Raw genomic sequence first — 21,144 nt, forward strand, 5'->3', positions numbered from 1 at the left:
GGGCTGACGCGTGGCACACGGGCGGGGCATCCCTTAGATTCCATGGGATGAAGTTGCCCCTCCTGTTCCGCCGCGACCGACCCACGATTCCGTCCGCCAACGCGCAGGATCACGCGGAGCGGGTGATCGCCGAGTCCCTGCGCGTGCTCGGCCAGGTGTGCACGAAGGTCGCGGACGCCATCGAGGCGCAGCGGCTGGAGCGCAACGGCTACGCGCACAACAGCTACCTGCGGCGCATGGATCAGGCCGACAAGGCGGACGACACCTCGAAGTCCGGCCCGTCGGGCACGGGCGGCGGATGACGTCCGTCCCGGACGACGACGCTCCAGTGCCGTGTCTGGCGTCGTCGCCCTCGTGGCGGGATTTGGGCATCTCCATGCCCATGCCCGCGCTGGCGGACGAGGAAGGGCCCCGCGTGGACCCCGGCCTGCCGCCCGTCGTGGACGCGCACGTGCACCTGTTCCCCGACCGCGTCTTCGAGGCGGTGTGGCGCTGGTTCGACCGGCACGGCTGGCCCATCCGCTACAAACTGCACACGCCCCACGTGCTTTCGTTCCTGTTGTCCCGGGGCGTCGAGCGCGTGGTCGCCCTGCACTACGCCCACAAGCCGGGCATGGCGCGCGCCCTCAACGCCTACGTGGCCCAGGTGGCCAAGGCCGAGCCCCGCGTCATCGGGCTGGCCACCGTGTTTCCGGGCGAACCCGGCGCCGTGGACATCCTGGAGGAGGCCTTCGCCCTGGGACTCAAGGGCGTGAAGCTGCACTGCCATGTGCAGTGTTTCTCCCCGGACGCGCCCCAGTTGCAGGAGCTCTACGCGGCCTGCGCCCGGGCGGGCAAGCCGATGGTCATGCACGCGGGGCGCGAGCCGGCCAGCCCCCAGTACCCGTGTGATCCCTACATGCTCTGCGCCGCGGAGCGGGTGGAGCGCGTGCTCACGGATCATCCGACGCTGAAGCTGTGCGTGCCCCACCTGGGCGCGGATGAGTTCGACGCCTACGCGCGGCTCTTGGAGCGACACGACACCCTCTGGCTGGACACCACGATGGCGGTGGGCGGCTACTTCCCCGTGCCCCTGCCCCGTCAGGTGCTGGAGGTGCGGCCGGAGCGCATCCTCTACGGGACGGACTTCCCCAACATCCCCTATGCGTGGGACCGGGAGCTCAAGGCGCTGGTGGACCTGAAGCCGGCCGAGGACGCCCTCGCGGGGGTGCTGGGAGGCAATGCGTTGAAGCTCTACGGTGTGGACAACAACTGTTGAAAAGAAACGCAACCCCTTCCGCAATGGAAGAGGCATTCCCATCTTCGTGCCCATAGAATCGCGGTCCCCAAGAAGCAGACGCCGCCATCTCCAGAGGCTCATACCCATGTCGAACATCCTGGTCGTCGACGACGACGCGAGTCACCGCACGCTCATCTGCGATGCCCTCCAGGAGATGGGCTACGACACCATCGAGGCCGCCAACGGTCGCGAGGCGTTGGACCTGCTGGAGGAGGACATCCCGGGCGCCGTGCTGCTGGACCTCCGGATGCCCGTCATGAGCGGCTGGGGCCTGCTGGACGCGCTCAAGAAGATGCCCCGGGCGCGCAACCTGCCCATCATCATCATCTCGGGCTACGGCTTCGAATGGGAGGCGGAGCTGGTCGGCGCCGCTGGCTACATCTCCAAGCCCGTGGACCTGGACAAGGTGCGCACCACGGTGCAGCAGATCGTCGGGCCGCCCGAAGTCGCCATGGTGCACTGAGTCGCGGACAGCAGGCAGGCACCGACATCCGTCAACCCGAGGATTGTCGGCGGCCCCAGGGAACGTGGTGTGATGGCGTCCTTCATGACGCCCCCCCCTTCCGAACCGACCGGCTCCGAGCTGGCCATCGATGCACGCGGCCTCGTCAAGCGCTTCGGTGCCTTCACCGCGCTGGACGGGCTGGACCTCCAGATTCCCAAGGGCGCCTTCTACGCGTTCCTCGGCCCCAACGGCGCCGGCAAGTCCACCTCCATCGCGCTGCTGACGGGCGTGTACGGGCCGGACGCGGGCTCCATCCGCATGCTCGGCGTGGACGCGGTGGCAAGGCCCCTGGACGTCAAGCAGCGCGTGGGCGTGGTGCCAGAGGAGCTGAGCCTCTTCGAGCGCCTCACCGGCCGCCAATACCTCACGTTCTGCGCGCGCATGTATGGCTTGAGCGGCGCAGAGGCCGCGTCGCGCGCGGTGGAGCTCTTGGAGCTGACGGAGCTCACGTACAAGGCCGGCGCGCTGGTGGCGGAGTACTCCAAGGGCATGCGCCGCAGGCTCGCCATCGCCGCGGCGCTCATCCACGGGCCGGAGCTGGTGCTGCTGGATGAGCCCTTCGAGGGCATCGACGTGCTCGCCGCGGGCGTCATCCGTGAGCTGCTCCGCGAGCTGAGCCGCCGGGGCGTGACGCTGCTGCTCACCACCCACGTGCTGGAGATCGCCGAGCGGCTGGCCACGCACGCGGGCGTCATCCGGGGTGGGCGCATGTTGGACCAGGGCCCGGTGGAGGCGCTGCGCCAGCGCCACGGCGCGCCCACGCTGGAGGCGGTGTTCGAGAAGCTGGTCGCCGTGCCGGCAGCGCGCAACGCGAAGCTGTCGTTCTACGCGGAGCCCTCCGCGACGGTGGTGCCGCTGCGCCGGGAGTCCGCGTGAGTCCCCGGCCCCCCGTCCCCAGCTTCCTGCGTCACCTGTTGCTGTTGTGGGGCCTGCGCCTGCACCTGGGCCTCAACCAGGGCCCGGGCAAGAGCCGCTTCCTCGCGGTGGCCGCGTTCCTGGGCTCCAGCGCGCCGGGCGTGCTGCTGGGCCTGTCCTTCTTCAAGCTGATGCGGCTGAGCACCATCGCGCACAGCAACGTGTGGCCCTACTTCATCCTCAACCTGCTGTGCTTCGTCACCGCCGCCACCTGGGTGACCTGGCCGCTCTTGTCCGCCGGCGTGGATGACCACTCCGAACTCTCCCGCTACGCCGCGTTCCCCATCTCCCCGTTCCGGCTGCTCATCGGCTCCACGGTGGCGAGCCTCTTCGAGCCGCGCGCGCTCGTGTTCTACGCGCCCCTCACCGGCGCGGCGGTGGGCTACGCGTCGCGGCACCGGCTGGCGGCGCCCTGGCTGGCGGCGGTGCTCTACGTGCTGTTCGCGCTGTTCTGCGCGGCGTGGAGCCGGGTGGGCCTCTACACGGTCATCAACGTGCTGAAGGCGAAGCACAGCGCGCGCATCATGGGCGGCGGCATGCTGACGTTCCTCGTGGCCGCGTCGTTCATCCCGCCCATCGACACGTCGTGGCTGACGAGCGTGGGCGAGGCGGGCGTGGGCGCGCTGGACATGAGCCTCATCATCAACGCGGCGGTGGCGCTCAGCCAGGTGCCGCCGGGCTACTTCGGGGACGGGTTGGGGCAGCTGGCCCACGGGCATGTGCGCATCGCGATGATGGAGGCCGTGGGCCTGCTGTTCTTCACCGGCGTGGGCATGGCCGTGGCGTACGCGCTGCTGCTGCGCTTCCACCGGCAGTCGGGCCGCTCGGGTGGCGCGCGGGTGGACGGCGCGGACAGCGATCCGTTCGCCACCACGCGCACGCGCTTCGACACGCTGGTGCGGCGCGAGGTGCTGGACCTGTGGCGCAACCCTCGCGCCCGGCTGCTGGCGGCGGTGCCCTTCATCCTGGCCATCCTGCTGAAGCTGCTGTCCGGACGGGACCTGTTCGTCTACCTGCTGGGCAACAGCGCGGATGCGTGGGTGATGGGCGGCCTGAGCATCTACGGCGCGGTGGTGATTGCTTCCACGTTCTCCCAGAACACGTTCGCGTACGACGGGCACGGGTTCGCGGTGTTCCTGGCGGCGCCCCTGGACCTGTCGGACGTGCTGCGCGCGAAGAACCGTGTGCAGGGCGTGGCGGCGCTGGGGATGGCGGTGCTGGTGGGGCTCTTCTACCGGGTGTACTTCGGCGCGGGCACGTGGGTGGACTTCCTGTGCGCCATGGCCGCGGTGGCGGCGGTGGTGCCCATGCTGCTCGCCGCGGGCAACTTCCTGTCGCTGTACTTCCCGGTGAAGTTCCACGCGAGCCTCAAGCGGCGGGACAAGGTGCCCCTGACCGCGTCGATGCTGGGCATCCTCGCCGCCAGCGTGGGCTGCATGCCCTTTGGCCATGCGCTGAAGCTCGCGGGGAAGGACGGCCCGGGGTGGCAGTCCGTGGCCTTCATCGCCGGGTGCGCGGTGCTCAACTTCCTGGTCTACCGGGCGGTGCGTCCGCTGGCGATGCGCCTGTTGGATCAGCGCCGGGAAGTGGTGCTCCGGGCGGTGACGCGCGAGTAGGCCCACGCGCCCGGAGGTGCTCTTCAGTACGCCACGCCGAACTTCGCGGCCTGGGTCTTCACGCTCTTCATCACGTTGGCGTCGAAGGCGTCCTCCTTGGGGGGCGCGTTCTTGGTGAGCCACTGGTCGCGGTCGCTCGCGAGCTTCGCGACCTGCTGCTCCAGCGCCTTGCGCTCGGTGGCGAGCTGCTTCACCTTCGCGGACTGCTCCTCCTTCTTCAGGCCCTGGAGTTCCTCGGGCAGCTCATCGTCCTTGAGGGCGGCGAGCGCGGCCGGCTTCTCCAGCAGGTCCACCGCGCCGCCGATGGCCGCGGGCGCGCTGCTCACCTCCGCCGCGGCGGCGCCACCCTTGCCCGCGCCGCGGCTGGCCTTCATGTAGCTGATGCGGTCCGCGGCGGCCTCCGGGGCCATGCTCTTCATCGCGTCCGCACGCGCCCGGTTCATCACCTGCGCCTCCTTGCGGCCCGCGTAGAGCGTCTTCGACGCCAGCTCCGCGTTCACCCGGGACAGCTCCGCGTCGAAGGGCGTGGCCACCGCCACCATGCCGCCCGCCGCGTCGATGGAGTCGAACGTGCCATCCGTCAGCTTCGCCACGTAGCGCCAGGAGACCTCCGTGGCGTCGTCCCCACCGCAGCGCACGGTGTTCACCACGATGTGGCGCTCCTTCGCGCGCTTGGACCACAGCTTGAAGTCCCAGGCGGCCTCACGCTGGGCCGGGGGCGCGTCACCCACCAGGAAGATGACCTTCATCACCTCGCGGTTCTGGTTCCACTTGAGCAGGGACACCGCTTCGCCAAGCCCGCGCCCCACGTGCTCGGGGGAGTCTCCGCCGCCGTCCGCCTGGAGCTTGCGCAGCTCCGCGAACACCGCGTCCAGGTCGTCGCTCAGGTCGAAGCGCTTCGTCACGTAGGCGTCCCCCACGTCCCGGTACGCCACCAGCGCCACCTTCAGATGCGGCGTGGGCTTGCCCTTCGCGATGCGCGACGCGATGGAGAAGATCTTCTGCTTCGCGCCCTCCAGCAGCCCGCCCATCGATCCGGTCGTGTCCAGCACGAATGCCACCTCGATCTCCGGCTGGGCGCCCTGGGCCTGTCCCGGCGCCACCGGGCCCTCCACCTTGAGGTCGGGGACCGTCGGGGTCTGCCCGGGCGCCTGCGTCGCGGTGGCTCCGGTTCCGGAGGGCTTCACGGCGGGAGGCGGCGCGGGCATCGCGTTGACGGCGGGCTTCGTCGCGGCGGAAGGCGGCGCGGCGGTGGCGGCGGCAGGCTTCGTGGCGGGGGCGGCCTTCGCATCGCTGGGCGGCGCGGGCACGGCGACGACTCCGGGCTTCCCGGTCGCGGCCTTCGCGGTGCCTGCGGGCGTGGAAGCCGTCTCCGCCGGCGGCGCGTGGAGGGGCGTCACGGCCAGGGCGGAGGTGGCGGACAGACCGGTGGCGAGCGCGGCCGTCAGGACGGCCCGCGAGAGGGGCTTCAGGTTCATGGTGGGCTCCGGAAATCGACGGCGGGGCGGGCATCACGCACCGCCTGCTCCTGTAACGGACAGGTCCGCCGGAAGGTCTACGCCTCCGGTTGCACCCCCTCCCCCATCGGCGTTACGCCCCCTGTCCCGTGCGCGTCTTCCACTCCGACCGGTACGCCGTGCCCCTCCCCGAGGGGCACCGCTTTCCCATGGAGAAGTACCGCCTGCTGCGCGAGGCCCTGCTCGCGCGCGGCATCCTGTCCCCGGCCTGCCTCCTCGAAGCGCCCCGGGTGAACCGGACCGACCTGGAGCGCGTGCACACCGCCCGCTACCTGGATGCCTTCTTCGGCGGCACCCTCACCGACGCGGAGCTGCGCCGGCTGGGCTTTCCCTGGTCCCCCCTGCTCGTGGACAACGCCCGGGCCTCCGTGGGGGGAACCCTGGCCGCCGCCCGCGCCGCGCTGGAGGACGGCTTCGGCGCCAACCTCGCTGGCGGCACGCACCACGCCTTCCCCGACCACGGGGAGGGCTTCTGTGTCTTCAACGACATCGCCGTGGCCATCCGTGTCCTCCAGGCCGAGGGCGCCATCCAGCGCGCCGTGGTGGTGGATCTGGATGTGCACCAGGGCAACGGCACGGCGGCCACCTTCGCGGGCGACGCCTCCGTCTTCACCTTCTCCATGCACGGCGAGCACAACTTCCCCTTCCGCAAGCAGCCCTCGCACCTGGACCTGGGGCTGGAGGACGGCACGGGGGACGCGGAGTACCTGGCCCTGCTGGAGACCCACCTGCCCCACGTCCTGGAGTCCGCTCGCGCCGACCTGCTCTTCTTCCAGGCGGGCGTGGATCCGCTGGAGGAGGACACCCTCGGGCGGCTGTCGCTCACCCACGCGGGGTTGCGGGAGCGGGACCTGCGCGTGCTGAACGCGGCGCGCGAGCGTGGGTTGCCCGTGGTGCTCACGCTGGGCGGCGGCTACGCGAAGCCGCTGACGCCATCACTGGAGGCCCACGTCGGGACTTATGTGGCGGCCTGTTCGTTGTTCCGCTGACGCCTGCCCTTCCCTCCGGCCGCTTGCGGGTGCCGCCACCGCCGGCCCATGCTCCACACCGCTTCGTCACCCAGGAGAGCCCCCATGCCGCGTCCCCTTTCCCGTCTCGCCCTCCTCGCCTGCGCACTGACCCTGGGCTGCGGCAGCGGGACGCCGTACTACCGCCTGGACTGGGGGGGCGCGGACACGGTGACGGTGACGCCCGGTGACTCCGTCCCCTACGACCTCGCCGTGCAGCGCATCGCGGACAACCTGGGCGAGCTGCGCATCAGCGTGGCGGGAACGCCCGAGGGCGTCACGATGGGCCCGGACTTCGTCCTGCCCGCGGGGGAGACCATCGTCAACACCACCCTCACGATCTCCGTCGCGGCCACCACCACCACCTACGGCCTGGGCGGCATCGATCTGCTCGCCGAGGATCCGGCCAACGACGTCACGGCCAGCGGCGGCATCGCCGTGGCCATCCTCCCGCCGCCCGTGACCCAGCCGGACTTCACCGTCACCGTGACGCCCCGCCAGGTGGACCTCATCCCGGGCTCGCGCTCGGAGACGACGGTCACGGTGACCCGCGCGGAGGGCTTCACCGGTCCGCTCGTCATCACGCTGGAGTCGCCCACGCAGCGCCTCACCGCCGACGCGCTCACCCTGGCCGAGGGCCAGACGAGCGCGGAGATCTCCGTCTCGGCGGACCGCTCGCTCACCCTCGTGCCCGTCATCACGCGCTTCGTGGCCACCGCCCCGGACGGCCGCACCGCGAGCACCGGCTTCACGTTCAACCTGCGCAGCTTCTAGCCGGCGGCGGCCCCGGCTCCGCGCCGGGGCCCGCCCCTGACCTCACGCCAGGCTCAGGCCATGTCGAAGAGCAGCGCCTCCGTGGGCGCCTTCGCGGCGAGCGCCAGCGCCGTCTCCTCCGACACCGCCGCGCCGTCACCGGCCTTGACCGTCACCCCGTTGAGCGTGGCCTCCCCCCGGATGACCTGGAGCCATGCGTGGCGGCCGGGCGACAGCACGTAGTCCACCTTCTCGCCCTCGCCCAGCACCGTCGCGGACAGCACCACGTCCTGGTGCACCGTCAGAGACCCATCGCGCCCGTCCTGGGACGCGACCACGCGGAACCTGCCGCGCCGCTCCTCGTTGTCGAAGCGCTTCTGCTCGTAGCCGGGCGGCAGCCCCTGCCGCTCCGGCAGCAGCCAGATCTGCAACAGGTGCAGCGGTTCATCCAACGGGTTCATCTCGCTGTGCAGCACGCCCGTGCCCGCGCTCATGCGCTGCACCTCGCCGGGCCGGATGACCGCCTTGGTGCCCATGCTGTCCTGGTGCTCCACCGCGCCGCTCACCACGTAGGTGAGGATCTCCATGTCCCGGTGCGGGTGCTTGCCGAAGCCCCGGCGCGGCGCGACCGTGTCCTCGTTGATGACGCGCAGGGAGCGGAACCCCATGAAGTCCGGGTCGTAGTAGTCCGAGAAGGAGAAGGTGTGGTGGGTGTCGAGCCAGCCGTGGTTGGCGTGGCCCCGCGCTTCGGACGTTCGTACGTAGATCATGGTGTCGCTCCCTGCTTGTTTCACTGCACCCCGCGAGGTCCCGCCGCACGCGGGAATCGCCGTCAGGCCGCCTTGTCCGCCTGCACCGTGGCCGGAACCGCCTGGACGTCCAGGCTGATGTCCACGCGCTCGCCCACCAGCACCCCGCCCGCTTCCATCGCTTGATTCCAGGTGAGCCCGAACTGCTTGCGGTCCAGGTGCGTGGTCGCCTGGAACGCGATGCGCTCCGTGCCGAACGGATCCTTCGCGCGCCCCAGCAGCTCCGCGTCCAGCACCACCTCGTGCGTCTGGTCGCGCACCGTCAGGTCGCCCACCACGCGGTAGTGGTCGCCCTTCACCGCCTCCACCCGCTTGCTGCGGAAGATGAGCTTCGGGAACGCCGCCACGTCGAAGAAGTCCGGCGAGCGCAGGTGGTTGTCACGCGCCTCCACGCCGGTGTCGAGGCTCGCCGCCTCCAACTTCACCTCCACGGACGCCTTCGTGAAGTCGTCGCCCTGGAGCGTCAGCTTGCCCTCGAAGCGCGTGAAGCGGCCGTGCACCTTGGCCACCACCATGTGGCGCACCGTGAAACCCACGGTGGTGTGCGTCGTGTCGAGCTGCCAGGTCTGGATGGCCATGGGGAAGGTCCTTTGATTCGTGCAACGGGTGGATGCCCTCTCCCAGAGCAACGTCCGGGCCATCACCCAAACCGCTGGAATCACTTGAGGCCGCCGCCCAGGCGAACCCCTGGGACTCTCAAATCGAGAATCCACCCGCTCAATCAGAGAGGTCCCCCACTTTCCACCGGGCGGGCTCCGCGCGAGCGGAACAAGGCCAGTGTCAGGGAGGCGGTACCCGTGTCGTCCCCCCGGCGCTACGTTTGAGGACTGCCATGACGCCGACGACTCCCATCGCTCCCCCCGCACGACGCCAGGCCGCCCGGGCGGCCCTCGCCCTGGATGACGAGGCCCTGCTGAAGGTCTGCGACGTGGAGTTCTTCATCGCCTCCGGGCCCGGCGGACAGCACCGCAACACCACCGCCAGCGGCGTGCGCCTCAGTCACCCGCCCACGGAGCTTTCCGTCACCGCCACCGAGCGCCGCAGCCAGTCGCAGAACAAGGACGCCGCCGTGCGCCGCCTGCGCGCGGGACTCCAGGCCCTCACGTTCGTGCCCAAGGTGCGCAAGGCCACCCGCCCCACCCTGGGCTCCAAGCGGCGCCGGCTGGAGGAGAAGAAGCGCACCTCCGAGAAGAAGGCCGGCCGTGGCGGCCGGGTCGGGGAGTAGGCGGCCCGTCACCGCGCCGCGCTATGCAGCCCGGTGCGGACCTCGCAAGGTTTGCGTAGCCGCTGACGCCGCCTGGCCACAACGACACGGTTTCTTTTCAGGTCTCCCCCAGGGTGAGGCCCGTGTCTTGCGGGGCACACGGTGTGCACACATCGCGGGTGACCCCTGACCCCGAGGGGTCGGTTGACCCCTCAACCCCCGGTGAACGCTTGGCACACTCCCCTTTTGGAGCCTCCTCCTGGCGGCGCGCCCTGTTGGGCCTCGCGCTGCTGGCGGCCGCGCCCGCGTCGGCCACGGACATCGTCACCTTCAGCCAGGGCTCGCTCATCATCCCCGAGCAGGCCACCTTCCAGCAGGGCTGCGGCAGCCTGTCGGCCTACGGGCTCGTGTGGCGCCTCCTGCAGTCCAACGAGGCGGGCGGCTTCAACGCCGCGCACCCGGTGACGGTGTACCTGGCCATCGACGATACGAAGAAGTCGCCCAACCGGTGCGTGCCCACGAACAAGCACATGCCGCCCACGCCGAACAGCGGCCAGTGGAATGACCCTCAGTGGAACGACGGCTGTGACTTCCACATCTCGCGCGCGGACGCGGCGCCGGTGGTGCCGGTGCCCCCGCTGGCGGCGCTGCCTGCCGGCGGCCTGTTCCCCGAGGACGAGATCGAGAACTTCACCACCACCACGGGCGAGGCCCGGCCCAACTTCCGCAAGACGACGCTCGACACCGGCAGCGGCTTCCGCGACGTCCAGTACATGGGCGGCAGCTTCATCATCGACGCGAAGGACGCGAAGAACGCGCTCGACTTCCTGAACTCCTCCGCCGGGGCGGACGCGCCCAACAAGTTCCGCACCGAGTGCTCCTGCAACACGTTCAGCACCGGCATGGGCTGCTTCTACGTGCGCATGCACCAGGCCACCATCGAGTTCAACGCGCCCATCGGCCGTCGCCTCAACCGCGTACCCCCGAAGATCGCCCTGTTGGACAGGCACGACAACAACGCCGGGGACAAGTCCTACGTGAAGGGCGGCATGCTGGACGACTACCTGCGCAACGCGGGCCTGGACTTCCCCGGCGCCGGCGGTTGCCCGGAGGGCACCACCACCCCCTGCGCCATCAACGGCGGTCGCCCCGGGCTCATCTACGACGCGCTCCACGCCAACGCGGACCTCATCTCCACCACCGCGTTCCCCCACGGCCTGATCAACGCCATCGACCCGGCGACGGGGAAGCCGCGCTACCGCGTGTTCTGGGCGCCGCACTGGGAGATTGGCGACAGCACCCGCGCCGAGTACAGCTCCAACGGGGACGGCGCCGTCAACCAGCGCGAGAACGTCCTCAACAACATCGCCCACTTCACCGACCAGCGCGGCAACGGCCTCTTCGCCGAGTGCGCGAGCATCTGGTCCTATGAGACGAGCAAGCGCCCGGACAACACGCCCATGGCGCGCTCGCGCTTCCAGGGCGACGTCAACTTCGAGATCAACAAGCTGGGCGGCCCCGGCGCCACCTGGGACGGCCGCAACTGCTCCGACCCGGACTACCTGAGCGAGAGCCGCGCGCGGCCGGCCTGCATGCTCTACCCCAACCCCGGCGACCCGTTCTCCCAGATGGGCGACTTCCGCTACAAGAACGTCGCGGGCCACACGGAGAACTACCGCGCTGGCGCGTACAAGGACGGCGTGCGGCGGCTGGCGGTGAGCTGGAAGGACTACGAGCGCGGCGAGCGCTACGACAGCGCCCCGGATGTGGCGGTCAGCCCCACCACGCGTGGCCATGACTTCTTCTCCTTCGGCCAGAAGGACAATGATCCGCAGAAGGCGACGGTCGTCTACCTGGCGGGCCACGACTTCAAGGACAGCGTCGCGGGCACGCGCATCGTGCTCAACACGCTGCTCAACCTGGGCTCCGAACCGCTGCAGAGCGAGCGCACCGTCTCCGCGCCGGTGACGCTGGACGACACGAACGGCAGCGACACGGACGGCTCGCGCGCCGTGCTGTTCAAGACCTCCTACGACGCGGTGTCCGGCTACCCGCCCGGCGCGGACACGTACACCCCCGCGCAGGGTTCGCACTGGGTGTTCCCCTACTACCCGGGCACGCTGCGCGCGCACTCGCTCATCGGGGGCAACGCGCTCTCCACCGGCGAGAACGCCCTGGACGACGGCACCCTCTGGAACGCGGACGCGCGCATGCCCCGCCCGGGCGCCCGCAACCTCTTCACCTACTTCGGCGGCGAGGTGACGGAGAACCCGGTGCTGGGCACCAACCGCACCGCGCCCCACGGCGTGCTCCAGGTGGGCTGGGTGCCCGAAGAGGTCTCCGGCACGCGCATCAACGACAGCTACGGCAGCGCCCCCAACCCGGGCTGCGTGGACGTGCTGAAGCTGGGCCGCGCCACGTCGCGCGACGGCAGCTTCCGCTACGACTTCGTGCGCGGCGCGGACGGCGTGTGCGACCTGCAGCAGGCGACGCAGTACACCCCGCAGGTGGGCGGCGCGGACTTCGGCGTGGCGAACACGGTGCTCAACCAGACCCAGCTCGCCATCGACTTCCGCGCGGTGGCGCAGATGCTCCAGCGCGTGCGCGGCTTCTGCTTCGCCACCTCCACGCGCCGCGACGGCAGCGGCACCGCGGTGCTGGAGCCCAACGACAACGAGTGCAACAACGATGACGCGGACAACCGCGCGCACCTGGGCGGCTTCATCCACTCCTCCCCGGTGGTGGTGCCCGCCAGCGCCAACATCCCGGACAAGGGCGGCCCCCGTCCGACGGTGGCCTACGCGGCGGGCCTGGACGGCCAGCTGCACGCCTTCTACGTCTCCGGCGGCAAGCGCTACGACGGCCCCCAGGAGGATCTCCAGTTCCCCAACCCGGACGCCACCGCGCGCTTCAAGACGGACCACGCGGCGGCCTTCCGCGGTGGCAGCACGCCGGCCCCGGGCACCGAACTGTGGAGCTTCCTGCCGGCCACGCAGCTCGTCGGCCTGCGCAACAACACCGCGCGGGTGAACAGCGCGCCCGTCGTGTTCGACGTGTTCGCCGACTTCGTGGGCACCGGCCGCCGTGAGTGGCACACCGTGCTGGTGACCAACGTGGGCCAGACGGGCCGCGACCTGTTCGCCATGGACGTCACCAACCCGCTCAAGCCGGTGCTCCTGTGGCACCTGGTGGGCAGCCACTACGGCAGCGCCAGCGCGCCGCACACCGCCGTGGCGCTGGCGGACCGCAGCCAGGGCGGCGTGGACTGGACGTACACCTGGGACGAGGCCACCAGCATCTTCAAGCTGCCGCCCGGAACGGACCCCGGCCGTGGCGCCAGCGGCCTCTACGACTACAGCGGCCTGGGCGGCTCGCGCGGCCTGTCGGTGGGCGTGGGCCGGTTGGGCCTGGAGCCCGTCTACACCGTGTTCGTCGCGTCCAGCAGCTCCGGCGCGCCGGGGACGCCAGCCAAGGGCGTGCAGGTGTTCGCCATCGACGCGGCCAACGGCCAGAAGCTGTGGCAGTGGCAGCAGGGCTACACGAGCGGCGTGGACAACAGCGCGCCCGCCGCGCCCACCGTGTCGCAGGACATGAGCGGCGCCGCGCGCCTCTACGTGGGCGACATGGAGGGACGCCTCTGGGAGCTGGACGCGTCCACCGGCATGAACGTCAACGTGGCGCGCCTGGGCCCCGCGTGCAGCGACGCCGCCCCCTGCAAGTACACCGCGATGAACATCGGCACGCTGCCCATCACGTCGCAGCCCATCAGCACCAACGTGGGCCTGGCGCGCATTCCCCGCGAAGGGGTGGATGCGTCGTCCGCCTTCGCCAACTACCAGGGCAAGATGGTGGCGCTGGTGGGCACCGCCGGCATGGACTGGGTGCCGGACACCGTGGCGGGCCGGCTCCATGTCCTCCTGTTGGATCCGGAGTACCGGCTGCCCCTGGGCATGGACGGCAAGCAGTTGGACGGCACGCCCCTCCCCGCGAGCGTGGCCCACGCGGAGGCGACCACCTACGGCGTGCTCCGCGAACCGCCGCCCTTCCCGCTCATCTTCAGCGCGCCCGAGCACGTCTACGGCAACATCACCATCGCCGGGCGCACCGCGTACTTCAGCACCGCCCAGGAATCGGTGAACGACCCCATGCTGCTCAGCGGCTCCATCCGGGGCGCCACCTACAGCATCGACCTGGGAGAGGCGCCCACGTCCGCGACCGGCTTCCGGCCCATGGCGGGCGCGACGCTCGCCAACTACGGCGGCGTGGCCGTCTACCACCGCGAGAACGGGGGCGCGTCGCAGGACTTCGTGGTGGGCGCGGAGGTCAGCGCCCTGCACGTCACCCGCATCGACAACGCCACCACGGAGGGCCCCTCCAGCCCCAACCAGAAGGACTCCGTGAACGGCAACAACGGCGTGCTCTACCAGCTGCTCAACTGGAGCCAGAGGTTCTTCGAATGAGCCCTCCCATCCGCTTCCCCCTGCATGGCCGGACGCGCGGCAGCGGTCTGCTGGAGGTGCTCATCTCCATGAGCATCCTGGCCCTGGCCGCCGTGGGCGCCGTGATGGGCATGGTGGCCGCCACGCGCGACGTGAAGGACGGCCAGGTGCTCCAGGGCCGGCGCATGCTGCTGGAGGCCCGCGTCCAGCGGCTGTGGCTGGCGTCGAAGTCGGACCTGCTGCTGCAGGCGGTGGACCGGCCGGGCACCTTCGCGCCGGAGATTCCCTTCGGCACGGCGCCGTGGAAGTTGGATCCGAGCCCGGCGTCGGCGACGGACGTGGGCACCGGCGCCTACTTCCGCGTGAAGCCCACCGGCGAGGTGGAGCCCATGACGGGCGTGCCCGCCAACACGCCCTGCCTGGACTCCACCCCGGACTCGGTGCTGCCCCGGGACGTCTACTGCCGTGAAATCCTGGTGACCAAGGGACTGCCCCGCGACCTGCCACTGGCGTCCCAGGCGCTGGTGCCCGCCGGCGCCCTGCCCTTCACCGTCTGGACGCGCGTGTTCCGCAAGGGCGACAGCCTGGAGCGCGCCGTCGTCCACAGCGAGGTGTTCGTCCAATGACGCGGTCGCACCGGATGGAATCGAAAGCGGCCCCCCGGCGCGCCATGCCGCGAGGCATGACGCTGCTGGAGACGATGGTGGCCTCGGCGCTCGCCACCATCATCCTCGCGGCCGCCGCGGCCCTGCTGCTGGCGGGCGGGCGCGTGGTGCACAACACGGAGCACGTGGGGGACAGCCACGACCACGCGCGGCTCGCCGGAGAAGCCCTGCTGTCGGCCGTCCGGCAGGCCGGCGCGGGCATGTCCGAGGGCCTCTGGGTGGTGTCCGCGGGCGTGCCCCAGCGCATCAACCCCGTCTTCGGCGGGGACGGCGCGGGCACGGGCCTGCTGGCCGCCACCACCGCCGGCAACGTGCCGGGCACGGAAGGCACCGATGATTTGTGGCTGGTGGTGCCGGACCGGAACTACCTGGGCCGCGACTGCGCCCCGGGCGCGGCGATGACGGTGGTGCAGCCGGGCACCGGCTCGCTCCAGGTCAACTGCGTGGGCACGCCCAGCAGCGCCCCGGCGGCCAACGCCATGCTGGTGGCCAGCAACATGAAGAGCGCCGCGCTGCTCACGCAGGCCACGGTGGTGAGCAGCCCGCCCACCGCCACGGTGAACTACCTGGAGACCGGCGTGCCGGGCTTCTCCAACGCGCCCCACAAGGGCGGCTTCCAGCGCGGGGACCTCGTGTACACCGCGCGCCTGCTGCACTTCTTCATCGCGCCGAACCCCGCCACGGGGGGCCGCAAGGCGCTGATGCGCGCGGAGGGCCTGCCCGCCACCGACGCGTCCGGCCGCCCCTTCATGGACATGGGCGACCCGCTGGTGGTGCAGGACTTCGTGGAGGACTTCCAGGTGGCCTTCGGCGTGGACGCGACGAACTCCGGCGACCCGTCCAGCTACGTCTTCCAGGACGGGCTGTCGCCCGAGTACACCCCGGGCCTGCGCTCGGTGCGCATCAGCGTGGTGGCCACCGGCCGCAATCCCCGGCGCGACACGCAGAACCAGGCGGTGCTCGCAGAGGACCTGCCCATCGCCGTGGAGAACCACACCCCTCCCGCCGGCGCCACCGCCGACGGCTACTTCCGCAGCCTCTTCTCGCGCCGGGCGGAGTTGCCCAACCTGGCGTCGGCCAGCCTGTGAGTCCGCCCATGTTCCCGCGCCCTTCATCCCGTTCCGCCCGCGGCGCCACGCTGCTGCTCGTCGTGCTGCTCGTCACCGTGCTCTTGGGACTGGTGGCGGGCGTGATGGCCTACGCCAGCAGCGAGCGCACCCGCGCGGTGTCCTACAGCCGCGCCGGCCAGCGGCAGAGCTGCGCGGAGAGCGGCCTGCAGTTGGCGCGCGGCTACTTCGGCCGCAACTACGCCCAGTGGAACACCTACCTCGCGGCGCCGTCCGTCTATGATCCGGTCGCCTCGTCCACCAACACCGCGCCCGCCATGCCGCGCGACCCCACGGCCGCCACGGGCCGCAACGCCATCAAGGCGGCCAACCCGGCGCTGTTCGCGGACCTGGACGGAGACGGCAAGGACGACGTCTACATCTACATCCGCGACAACGAGGACGAGTTCAAGCCGCTGGACAACGACTGGGCGCGCGACAACGACCAGCAGGTGGTGGTGGGCGCGCTGTGCATCAGCGAGACGCTGATTCCGCGCCGGGGTGACACCAACCAGCAGGACCCCACCGGCCTCGCCGTGGAGGGCATCCTCCAGTACAACGGCGGAGGACAGGCCTACACCGCGCAGAACGCGGGCGGCACGGGCTCTGGCAACCTGAACCGCTGAACGTTCGGACCGGCCCGTGGCGGGCGTGAGAAGCTGACCGCCATGCCCACGCTCGAAGACGCCATCGCCCTGTCGGTGGCCGCGCACCAGGGTCAGCGCGACAAGGCAGGACAACCCTACATCCTCCACCCCCTGCGGGTGATGCTGCGCCTGTCCTCGGACGCCGAGCGCACCGTGGCCATCCTCCACGACGTGGTGGAGGACACGCCCTACACGTTGGAGCGGCTGCGAGCGCTGGGCTACGCGGAGGACATCCTGTCCGCGCTGGACTGCCTCACGAAGCGCGAGGGCGAAACCTACGAGGCCTTCATCGAAAGGCTTTTGCCCCACCCCCTGGCCCGCCGCGTGAAGCTGGCGGACCTGGAGGACAACATGGACGTGCGGCGGCTGTCCGCCGTCACGCCGAAGGACGCCGAAAGGCTGTCGCGCTACGTGGCCGCCTGGACGCGCCTGCGCGCGCAGTAGTCCCCGACATGCGCCGAAAAGACGACGGCCCGGCGACCCTCCATGGAGCGAGGGCGGCCGGGCCGGGAACGACAGACTCCAGAAAGCGCCTTACGCCTTGGCGAGCTGGCGCAGCACGTACTGGAGGATGCCGCCGTTGCGGTAGTAGTCGAGCTCGTTGGGCGTGTCGATGCGGCACACCGCCGTGAACTCGATGGGGCCCTTCTCGCCGCCGGTGGCCTTCACGGTGAGCTTCTTCTGCGGCGCGAGTCCGTCCGCGACGCCCGTGATTTCGAACGTCTCCTGCCCGGTGAGGCCCAGCGACTGCGCGTCCTGGCCCGCCTCGAACTGGAGGGGCAGCACGCCCATGCCCACGAGGTTGGAGCGGTGGATGCGCTCGAAGCTCTTGGCGATGACGGCCTTCACGCCCAACAGCTGCGTGCCCTTGGCCGCCCAGTCGCGGCTGGAGCCGGTGCCGTACTCGGCGCCCGCCAGCACCACGAGCGGGATGTTGTCCGCCTGGTACTTCATGGACGCGTCGTAGATGCTCATCCGCTCGCGGGTGGGGATGTGCACGGTGACGCCACCCTCCACGCCGGGGACCAGCAGGTTCTTCAGGCGGATGTTGGCGAAGGTGCCGCGCACCATCACCTCGTGGTTGCCGCGGCGGGCGCCGTAGGAGTTGAAGTCCTTGGGCTCCACGCCCTCCGCCATCAGGTACTTGGCGGCGGGGCTCGTCTTCGCGATGTTGCCGGCGGGCGAGATGTGGTCCGTCGTCACGGAGTCACCCAGGAGCGCCAGCACGCGCGCGCCCTTGATGTCCTGCACCGCCTTGGGCTCCTTCGGGAGGTTCTCGAAGAAGGGCGGCTTGCGCACGTAGGTGGACTTCTCCTCCCACTGGAAGGTGGAGCCCTTGCTCACCTGGAGCTGCTGCCACAGCGCATCGCCGTCCATCGCGTTGGCGTACTGGCTGCGGAACTGCTCCGGCTTCACCGCCGTGCGGATGGTCTCCCGGATCTCCTGGTCGGACGGCCAGATGTCCTTGAGGAACACCGGCTTGCCGTTGGGGTCCGTGCCCAGGGGCTCGTTGTTCAGGTCGCGGCCCACTTCACCGGCCAGCGCGTACGCCACCACGAGCGGGGGGCTCGCCAGGTAGTTCATGCGCACGTGCGGGTTGATGCGGCCCTCGAAGTTGCGGTTGCCGGACAGCACCGCGGCCACCACGAGGTCGCCCTCCACCACCGCGTTGGACACGGCCTCCGGCAGCGGGCCGGAGTTGCCGATGCAGGTGGTGCAGCCGTAGCCCACGACGTGGAAGCCCACGGCCTCCAGGTAGGGCAGGAGGCCCGCGTCGCGCAGGTACTCGGTGACGACGCGGCTGCCCGGGGCGAGGCTCGTCTTCACCCACGGCTGGGGCTTGAGGCCCTTCTCCACGGCGTTCTTCGCCAGGATGCCGGCGGCCACCAGCACGGCCGGGTTGGACGTGTTGGTGCAGGAGGTGATGGACGCGATGACCACCGCGCCATGGCCCACCTGGTAGCTCTGCTTGCCGGCCTTCACGGTGACGCTCTGGGCCAGCCGCTCCGGGGGCACCGGGGCCGCGGGGGCCTTGGCGCCGCCCTTGGGGCCCTCGTCGTCCTCGCCCTTGCTCTTGCCGGCGGACAGCATCTCCACGAGCGACGCCTCGTAGCCCGCCTTCATGTCCTTCAGGGGCACGCGGTCCTGCGGGCGCTTGGGGCCCGCGAGGCTGGGCACCACGGTGGCCAGGTCCAGCTCCAGCGAGTCCGTGAAGAGGGGGTCCTGGGCGTCATCCGTGCGCCACAGACCCTGCTCCTTCGCGTACGCCTCCGTCAGCGCGACGACGTCATCCGGGCGGCCGGTGAAGCGCAGGTAGTTGCAGCTCTCCTCGTCCACGGGGAAGAAGCCGATGGTGGCGCCGTACTCCGGGGCCATGTTCGCGATGGTGGCGCGGTCCGGCAGCGACAGGTTCTTCAGGCCGTTGCCGTAGAACTCCACGAACTTGCCGACGACGCCCTTCTTGCGGAGCATCTGCGTGACGGTGAGCACCAGGTCGGTGGCCGTCGCGCCCGCGGGCAGCTTGCCGGTGAGCTTGAAGCCCACCACCTGCGGAATCAGCATCGTGATGGGCTGGCCCAGGAGCGCGGCCTCCGCCTCGATGCCGCCCACGCCCCAGCCGACCACGCCCAGGCCGTTGATCATCGTCGTGTGGCTGTCCGTGCCCACGAGCGTGTCCGGGTACACCGTGGTGCCCTGACGGAACGTCACCTGCGCCAGGAACTCCAGGTTCACCTGGTGGCAGATGCCGATGTCCGGCGGCACGACGCCAAAGCCCTTGAACGCGCTCTGGCCCCAGCGCAGGAAGGCGTAGCGCTCGCGGTTGCGCTCGAACTCCAGCTCCGCGTTCTCCTTGAAGGCCGCGGTGGTGGCGAACGAGTCGATCTGCACCGAGTGGTCGATGACGAGGTCGGCCGGGTTGCGCGGGTTGATCTTCGCGGGGTCCCCGCCCATGGCGGCGAGCGCCTCGCGCATGGCGGCCATGTCCACGACGGCGGGCACGCCGGTGAAGTCCTGGAGCAGCACGCGCGCGGGGTGGAAGGAGATTTCGGTCTCCGGGGCCGCCTTGGGGTCCCAGGCGAGCATCTTCTCGATGTGCTCGCGCTTGACGACGCGGCCGTCCTCGTTGCGCAGCAGGTTCTCCAGCAGCACCTTGAGGGAGAACGGGAGGCGGTTCACCGCCGGGTGGGACTTCGCCAGCGTCCCCAGGCTGAAGAGGTCATAGGTGGTCGAGCCCACCTTGAGCTTGGCTTTCGTGCCGAAACTGTCCGTCATGTTCGTTGCCGTCCTTCCGTGCCGGAATGAGGCAACTTCTATGGCCCTCGCACCCGGCATGCAAAGGGTTCCTGCACCGCGTTGACGGCGGCGGACGGTTGCCGGGAACCCCGTGTTTCCCAGAGGGCTCCGGGGCCGGCTCCGGGGTCGGGCTCAGAGCACCTTGCGGAAGAAGTAGAGCACGCGCTCCACGGCCTTCTGCCAGAGGGGCCGGCGCCGGAAGACGGCCAGGTCCACCTCGCGGCAGTCGCCGCAGTCGGTGCGGAAGGAGTCCTCCAGCTCGCGTCCCAGCCGGGGGTCCGCGAACACGGCGTTGACCTCGTGGTTGAACGCCAGGGAGAGCCGCTCCAGGTTGAACGAACCGATGGTGCCCCAGACGCCGTCCACCACCGCCGTCTTGGCGTGCAGCACGCCGCGCTGCCACTCGAAGATGCGGATGCCGGCGCCCATCAGCGTTTCGTAGAAGGCGCGCGTGGCGTGCTCCAGGAAGGGGTGGTCGCTCTTGCCGCCGTTGAGCAGCAGGCTGACCTCCACGCCGCGCTTCGCCGCGTCCTTGAGCGCGGCGACCAGCCGGCGGTCCGGCACGAAGTAGCCCGCGGCGATGAGCACGCTCTGGCGCGAGCGCTGGATGGCGTGCAGGTAGGCGCGGTGGATGCTGCGGCGGCTGGACAGCACCGCCAGCCCCACGTCGCCGCGCTGGGGCCCGGGCTCCGGCGCGCTCACGCCGCCCCGGATGCGCCGCTTGAGGCGGCTCAGCCGGTCCTGGAACATCATCCGCCACGTGGCGAGGAAGCGGCGCTCCAGCTCGTGCACCGCGGGGCCTTCAATCTTGAGCACGTCGTCGCGCCACGCGACGCCCTGCCCCTCCGGCGCCCAGTGCGCGGCGATGTTCACCCCGCCCGTGAAGGCCACCGTGCCGTCCACCACGAGAATCTTCCGGTGGTCGCGCCGGAACAGGTGGCGCAGCCCGCGCGACAGGCTGAAGGGCTTGAAGGCGCGCACGTCCACGCCGCGCTGGCGCAGTCCTTCGAAGAAGCTCCTGCGGCTGGTCCACGAACCCACCGCGTCGTAGAGGACCTTCACGTGCACGCCGCGCTCGGCCGCCTCCGCCAGCGCCTGGCCGAACAGCTCGCCCACCGCGTCGGTGACGAACATGTACGTCTCCAGGCGGATGGAGCGGCGCGCCCGGCGGATGGCCTCCAGCATCTCCGGATAGGCCTCCACGCCGTCGCGCAGGAGGCGGCACGCGTTGCCCTGCAGGGTGGTGTGGCGCTGGGGCAGGTAGTAGCGGGCGAGCAGCCGCCGGGACACCCCGGGGCTCCACACCTGTCCATGGTCCGGCACCGGCCCCGGACTCCGGGCCAGGGCCCGCACCGGCCGGGCCCCTGTCGGAACCCGCTCCTCCATCC

The 21,144-nt window shown here is 70.7% G+C and carries 18 protein-coding genes; 13 read left to right on the plus strand and 5 right to left on the minus strand.

Translation table 11 applies throughout. The features are described 5' to 3' along the window. The first annotated feature begins 47 nt into the window (after positions 1-47). The 5 genes from D7X74_RS23610 to D7X74_RS23630 all read left to right on the plus strand — a co-directional run bounded on the left by D7X74_RS23610 (position 48) and on the right by D7X74_RS23630 (position 4,315). Complete coding sequence (locus tag D7X74_RS23610) at positions 48-302, plus strand: hypothetical protein (RefSeq protein WP_120535256.1); 255 nt, start codon at positions 48-50, stop codon at positions 300-302. Further along, on the plus strand, positions 299-1,258 hold the full coding sequence (locus D7X74_RS23615; protein ID WP_120535257.1) for an amidohydrolase family protein: 960 nt from the start codon (positions 299-301) through the stop codon (positions 1,256-1,258). Before D7X74_RS23610 ends, D7X74_RS23615 begins: the two co-directional genes overlap by 4 nt. A 106-nt stretch (positions 1,259-1,364) precedes the next feature. Then, on the plus strand, positions 1,365-1,742 hold the full coding sequence (locus D7X74_RS23620) for a response regulator (RefSeq protein WP_120535258.1): 378 nt from the start codon (positions 1,365-1,367) through the stop codon (positions 1,740-1,742). A gap of 84 nt (positions 1,743-1,826) precedes the next feature. Next, a complete protein-coding gene (locus D7X74_RS23625; protein ID WP_120535272.1) occupies positions 1,827-2,660 on the plus strand; it encodes an ABC transporter ATP-binding protein in 834 nt (277 codons plus the stop codon). Continuing rightward, positions 2,657-4,315, plus strand: coding sequence for a hypothetical protein (locus D7X74_RS23630; protein WP_120535259.1), 1,659 nt, complete (start codon positions 2,657-2,659; stop codon positions 4,313-4,315). The genes D7X74_RS23625 and D7X74_RS23630 overlap by 4 nt, the downstream gene beginning before the upstream one ends. A gap of 23 nt (positions 4,316-4,338) precedes the next feature. On the opposite strand, the gene D7X74_RS23635 is transcribed toward D7X74_RS23630, so the two are convergent. Continuing rightward, on the minus strand, positions 4,339-5,793 hold the full coding sequence (locus tag D7X74_RS23635; RefSeq protein WP_120535260.1) for a VWA domain-containing protein: 1,455 nt from the start codon (positions 5,791-5,793) through the stop codon (positions 4,339-4,341). Between the two features lie 188 nt (positions 5,794-5,981). Between D7X74_RS23635 and D7X74_RS23640 the strand changes: the two genes are divergently transcribed. Continuing rightward, positions 5,982-6,821 (plus strand): histone deacetylase, encoded by an 840-nt coding sequence (locus D7X74_RS23640; protein ID WP_233602218.1) that lies wholly within the window; start codon positions 5,982-5,984, stop codon positions 6,819-6,821. A gap of 84 nt (positions 6,822-6,905) precedes the next feature. After that, on the plus strand, positions 6,906-7,613 hold the full coding sequence (locus D7X74_RS23645; RefSeq protein WP_120535262.1) for a hypothetical protein: 708 nt from the start codon (positions 6,906-6,908) through the stop codon (positions 7,611-7,613). A 53-nt stretch (positions 7,614-7,666) separates the two neighbouring features. Here D7X74_RS23645 and D7X74_RS23650 read toward each other — a convergent pair whose 3' ends face one another. Then, positions 7,667-8,362 carry a pirin family protein gene (locus D7X74_RS23650; RefSeq protein WP_120535263.1) on the minus strand — a complete coding sequence of 232 codons (696 nt, stop codon included), beginning with the start codon at positions 8,360-8,362 and terminating at the stop codon, positions 7,667-7,669. Between the two features lie 62 nt (positions 8,363-8,424). Next, positions 8,425-8,979 (minus strand): YceI family protein, encoded by a 555-nt coding sequence (locus D7X74_RS23655; RefSeq protein WP_120535264.1) that lies wholly within the window; start codon positions 8,977-8,979, stop codon positions 8,425-8,427. 254 nt (positions 8,980-9,233) lie between these two features. Between D7X74_RS23655 and D7X74_RS23660 the strand changes: the two genes are divergently transcribed. From D7X74_RS23660 to D7X74_RS23685, 6 genes are all read left to right on the plus strand, one after another. Next, positions 9,234-9,626 (plus strand): peptide chain release factor-like protein, encoded by a 393-nt coding sequence (locus tag D7X74_RS23660; protein ID WP_120535265.1) that lies wholly within the window; start codon positions 9,234-9,236, stop codon positions 9,624-9,626. 254 nt (positions 9,627-9,880) lie between these two features. Next, entirely contained in the window at positions 9,881-14,065 is a 4,185-nt protein-coding gene (locus D7X74_RS23665; RefSeq protein WP_233602219.1) for a hypothetical protein, read from the plus strand. Then, positions 14,062-14,670, plus strand: coding sequence for a type II secretion system protein J (locus D7X74_RS23670; protein WP_120535267.1), 609 nt, complete (start codon positions 14,062-14,064; stop codon positions 14,668-14,670). The genes D7X74_RS23665 and D7X74_RS23670 overlap by 4 nt, the downstream gene beginning before the upstream one ends. Before the next feature lie 44 nt (positions 14,671-14,714). Then, positions 14,715-15,797, plus strand: coding sequence for a PilW family protein (locus tag D7X74_RS23675; RefSeq protein ID WP_233595613.1), 1,083 nt, complete (start codon positions 14,715-14,717; stop codon positions 15,795-15,797). Between the two features lie 8 nt (positions 15,798-15,805). After that, positions 15,806-16,441, plus strand: a complete 636-nt coding sequence (locus D7X74_RS23680) for a hypothetical protein (RefSeq protein WP_120535268.1) — start codon at positions 15,806-15,808, stop codon at positions 16,439-16,441. Positions 16,442-16,483: 42 nt separating this feature from the next. Continuing rightward, positions 16,484-16,906: an HD domain-containing protein gene (locus tag D7X74_RS23685; protein ID WP_120535269.1), complete on the plus strand. Its 423-nt coding sequence runs from the start codon at positions 16,484-16,486 to the stop codon at positions 16,904-16,906. 90 nt (positions 16,907-16,996) lie between these two features. Here the strand turns inward: D7X74_RS23685 and acnA are convergent, their stop codons facing one another. Both acnA and D7X74_RS23695 read right to left on the minus strand, forming a co-directional pair. Continuing rightward, the gene (gene acnA, locus D7X74_RS23690) at positions 16,997-19,735 is read right to left on the minus strand and encodes an aconitate hydratase AcnA (protein ID WP_120535270.1); all 2,739 of its coding nucleotides are present in this window, start codon (positions 19,733-19,735) and stop codon (positions 16,997-16,999) included. A 153-nt stretch (positions 19,736-19,888) separates the two neighbouring features. Continuing rightward, positions 19,889-21,142 carry a phosphatidylserine/phosphatidylglycerophosphate/cardiolipin synthase family protein gene (locus tag D7X74_RS23695; RefSeq protein WP_120535271.1) on the minus strand — a complete coding sequence of 418 codons (1,254 nt, stop codon included), beginning with the start codon at positions 21,140-21,142 and terminating at the stop codon, positions 19,889-19,891. Between the last annotated feature and the right edge of the window lie 2 nt (positions 21,143-21,144).

The sequence above is a fragment of the Corallococcus sp. CA047B genome (assembly GCF_003612065.1).
Taxonomy (GTDB): Bacteria; Myxococcota; Myxococcia; order Myxococcales; family Myxococcaceae; genus Corallococcus; species Corallococcus praedator.

What these genes read in the sequence shown, in the direction of transcription:
- D7X74_RS23685 (WP_120535269.1), top strand. Translation starts at nt 16,484, where the DNA reads ATGCCCACGCTCGAAGACGCCATCGCCCTGTCGGTGGCCGCGCACCAG.
- D7X74_RS23660 (WP_120535265.1), top strand. Translation starts at nt 9,234, where the DNA reads ATGACGCCGACGACTCCCATCGCTCCCCCCGCACGACGCCAGGCCGCC.
- D7X74_RS23635 (WP_120535260.1), bottom strand. Translation starts at nt 5,793, where the DNA reads ATGAACCTGAAGCCCCTCTCGCGGGCCGTCCTGACGGCCGCGCTCGCC.
- D7X74_RS23675 (WP_233595613.1), top strand. Translation starts at nt 14,715, where the DNA reads ATGCCGCGAGGCATGACGCTGCTGGAGACGATGGTGGCCTCGGCGCTC.
- D7X74_RS23640 (WP_233602218.1), top strand. Translation starts at nt 5,982, where the DNA reads ATGGAGAAGTACCGCCTGCTGCGCGAGGCCCTGCTCGCGCGCGGCATC.
- D7X74_RS23610 (WP_120535256.1), top strand. Translation starts at nt 48, where the DNA reads ATGAAGTTGCCCCTCCTGTTCCGCCGCGACCGACCCACGATTCCGTCC.
- D7X74_RS23645 (WP_120535262.1), top strand. Translation starts at nt 6,906, where the DNA reads ATGCCGCGTCCCCTTTCCCGTCTCGCCCTCCTCGCCTGCGCACTGACC.
- acnA (WP_120535270.1), bottom strand. Translation starts at nt 19,735, where the DNA reads ATGACGGACAGTTTCGGCACGAAAGCCAAGCTCAAGGTGGGCTCGACC.
- D7X74_RS23680 (WP_120535268.1), top strand. Translation starts at nt 15,806, where the DNA reads ATGTTCCCGCGCCCTTCATCCCGTTCCGCCCGCGGCGCCACGCTGCTG.
- D7X74_RS23615 (WP_120535257.1), top strand. Translation starts at nt 299, where the DNA reads ATGACGTCCGTCCCGGACGACGACGCTCCAGTGCCGTGTCTGGCGTCG.
- D7X74_RS23655 (WP_120535264.1), bottom strand. Translation starts at nt 8,979, where the DNA reads ATGGCCATCCAGACCTGGCAGCTCGACACGACGCACACCACCGTGGGT.
- D7X74_RS23650 (WP_120535263.1), bottom strand. Translation starts at nt 8,362, where the DNA reads ATGATCTACGTACGAACGTCCGAAGCGCGGGGCCACGCCAACCACGGC.
- D7X74_RS23625 (WP_120535272.1), top strand. Translation starts at nt 1,827, where the DNA reads ATGACGCCCCCCCCTTCCGAACCGACCGGCTCCGAGCTGGCCATCGAT.
- D7X74_RS23670 (WP_120535267.1), top strand. Translation starts at nt 14,062, where the DNA reads ATGAGCCCTCCCATCCGCTTCCCCCTGCATGGCCGGACGCGCGGCAGC.
- D7X74_RS23695 (WP_120535271.1), bottom strand. Translation starts at nt 21,142, where the DNA reads ATGGAGGAGCGGGTTCCGACAGGGGCCCGGCCGGTGCGGGCCCTGGCC.
- D7X74_RS23620 (WP_120535258.1), top strand. Translation starts at nt 1,365, where the DNA reads ATGTCGAACATCCTGGTCGTCGACGACGACGCGAGTCACCGCACGCTC.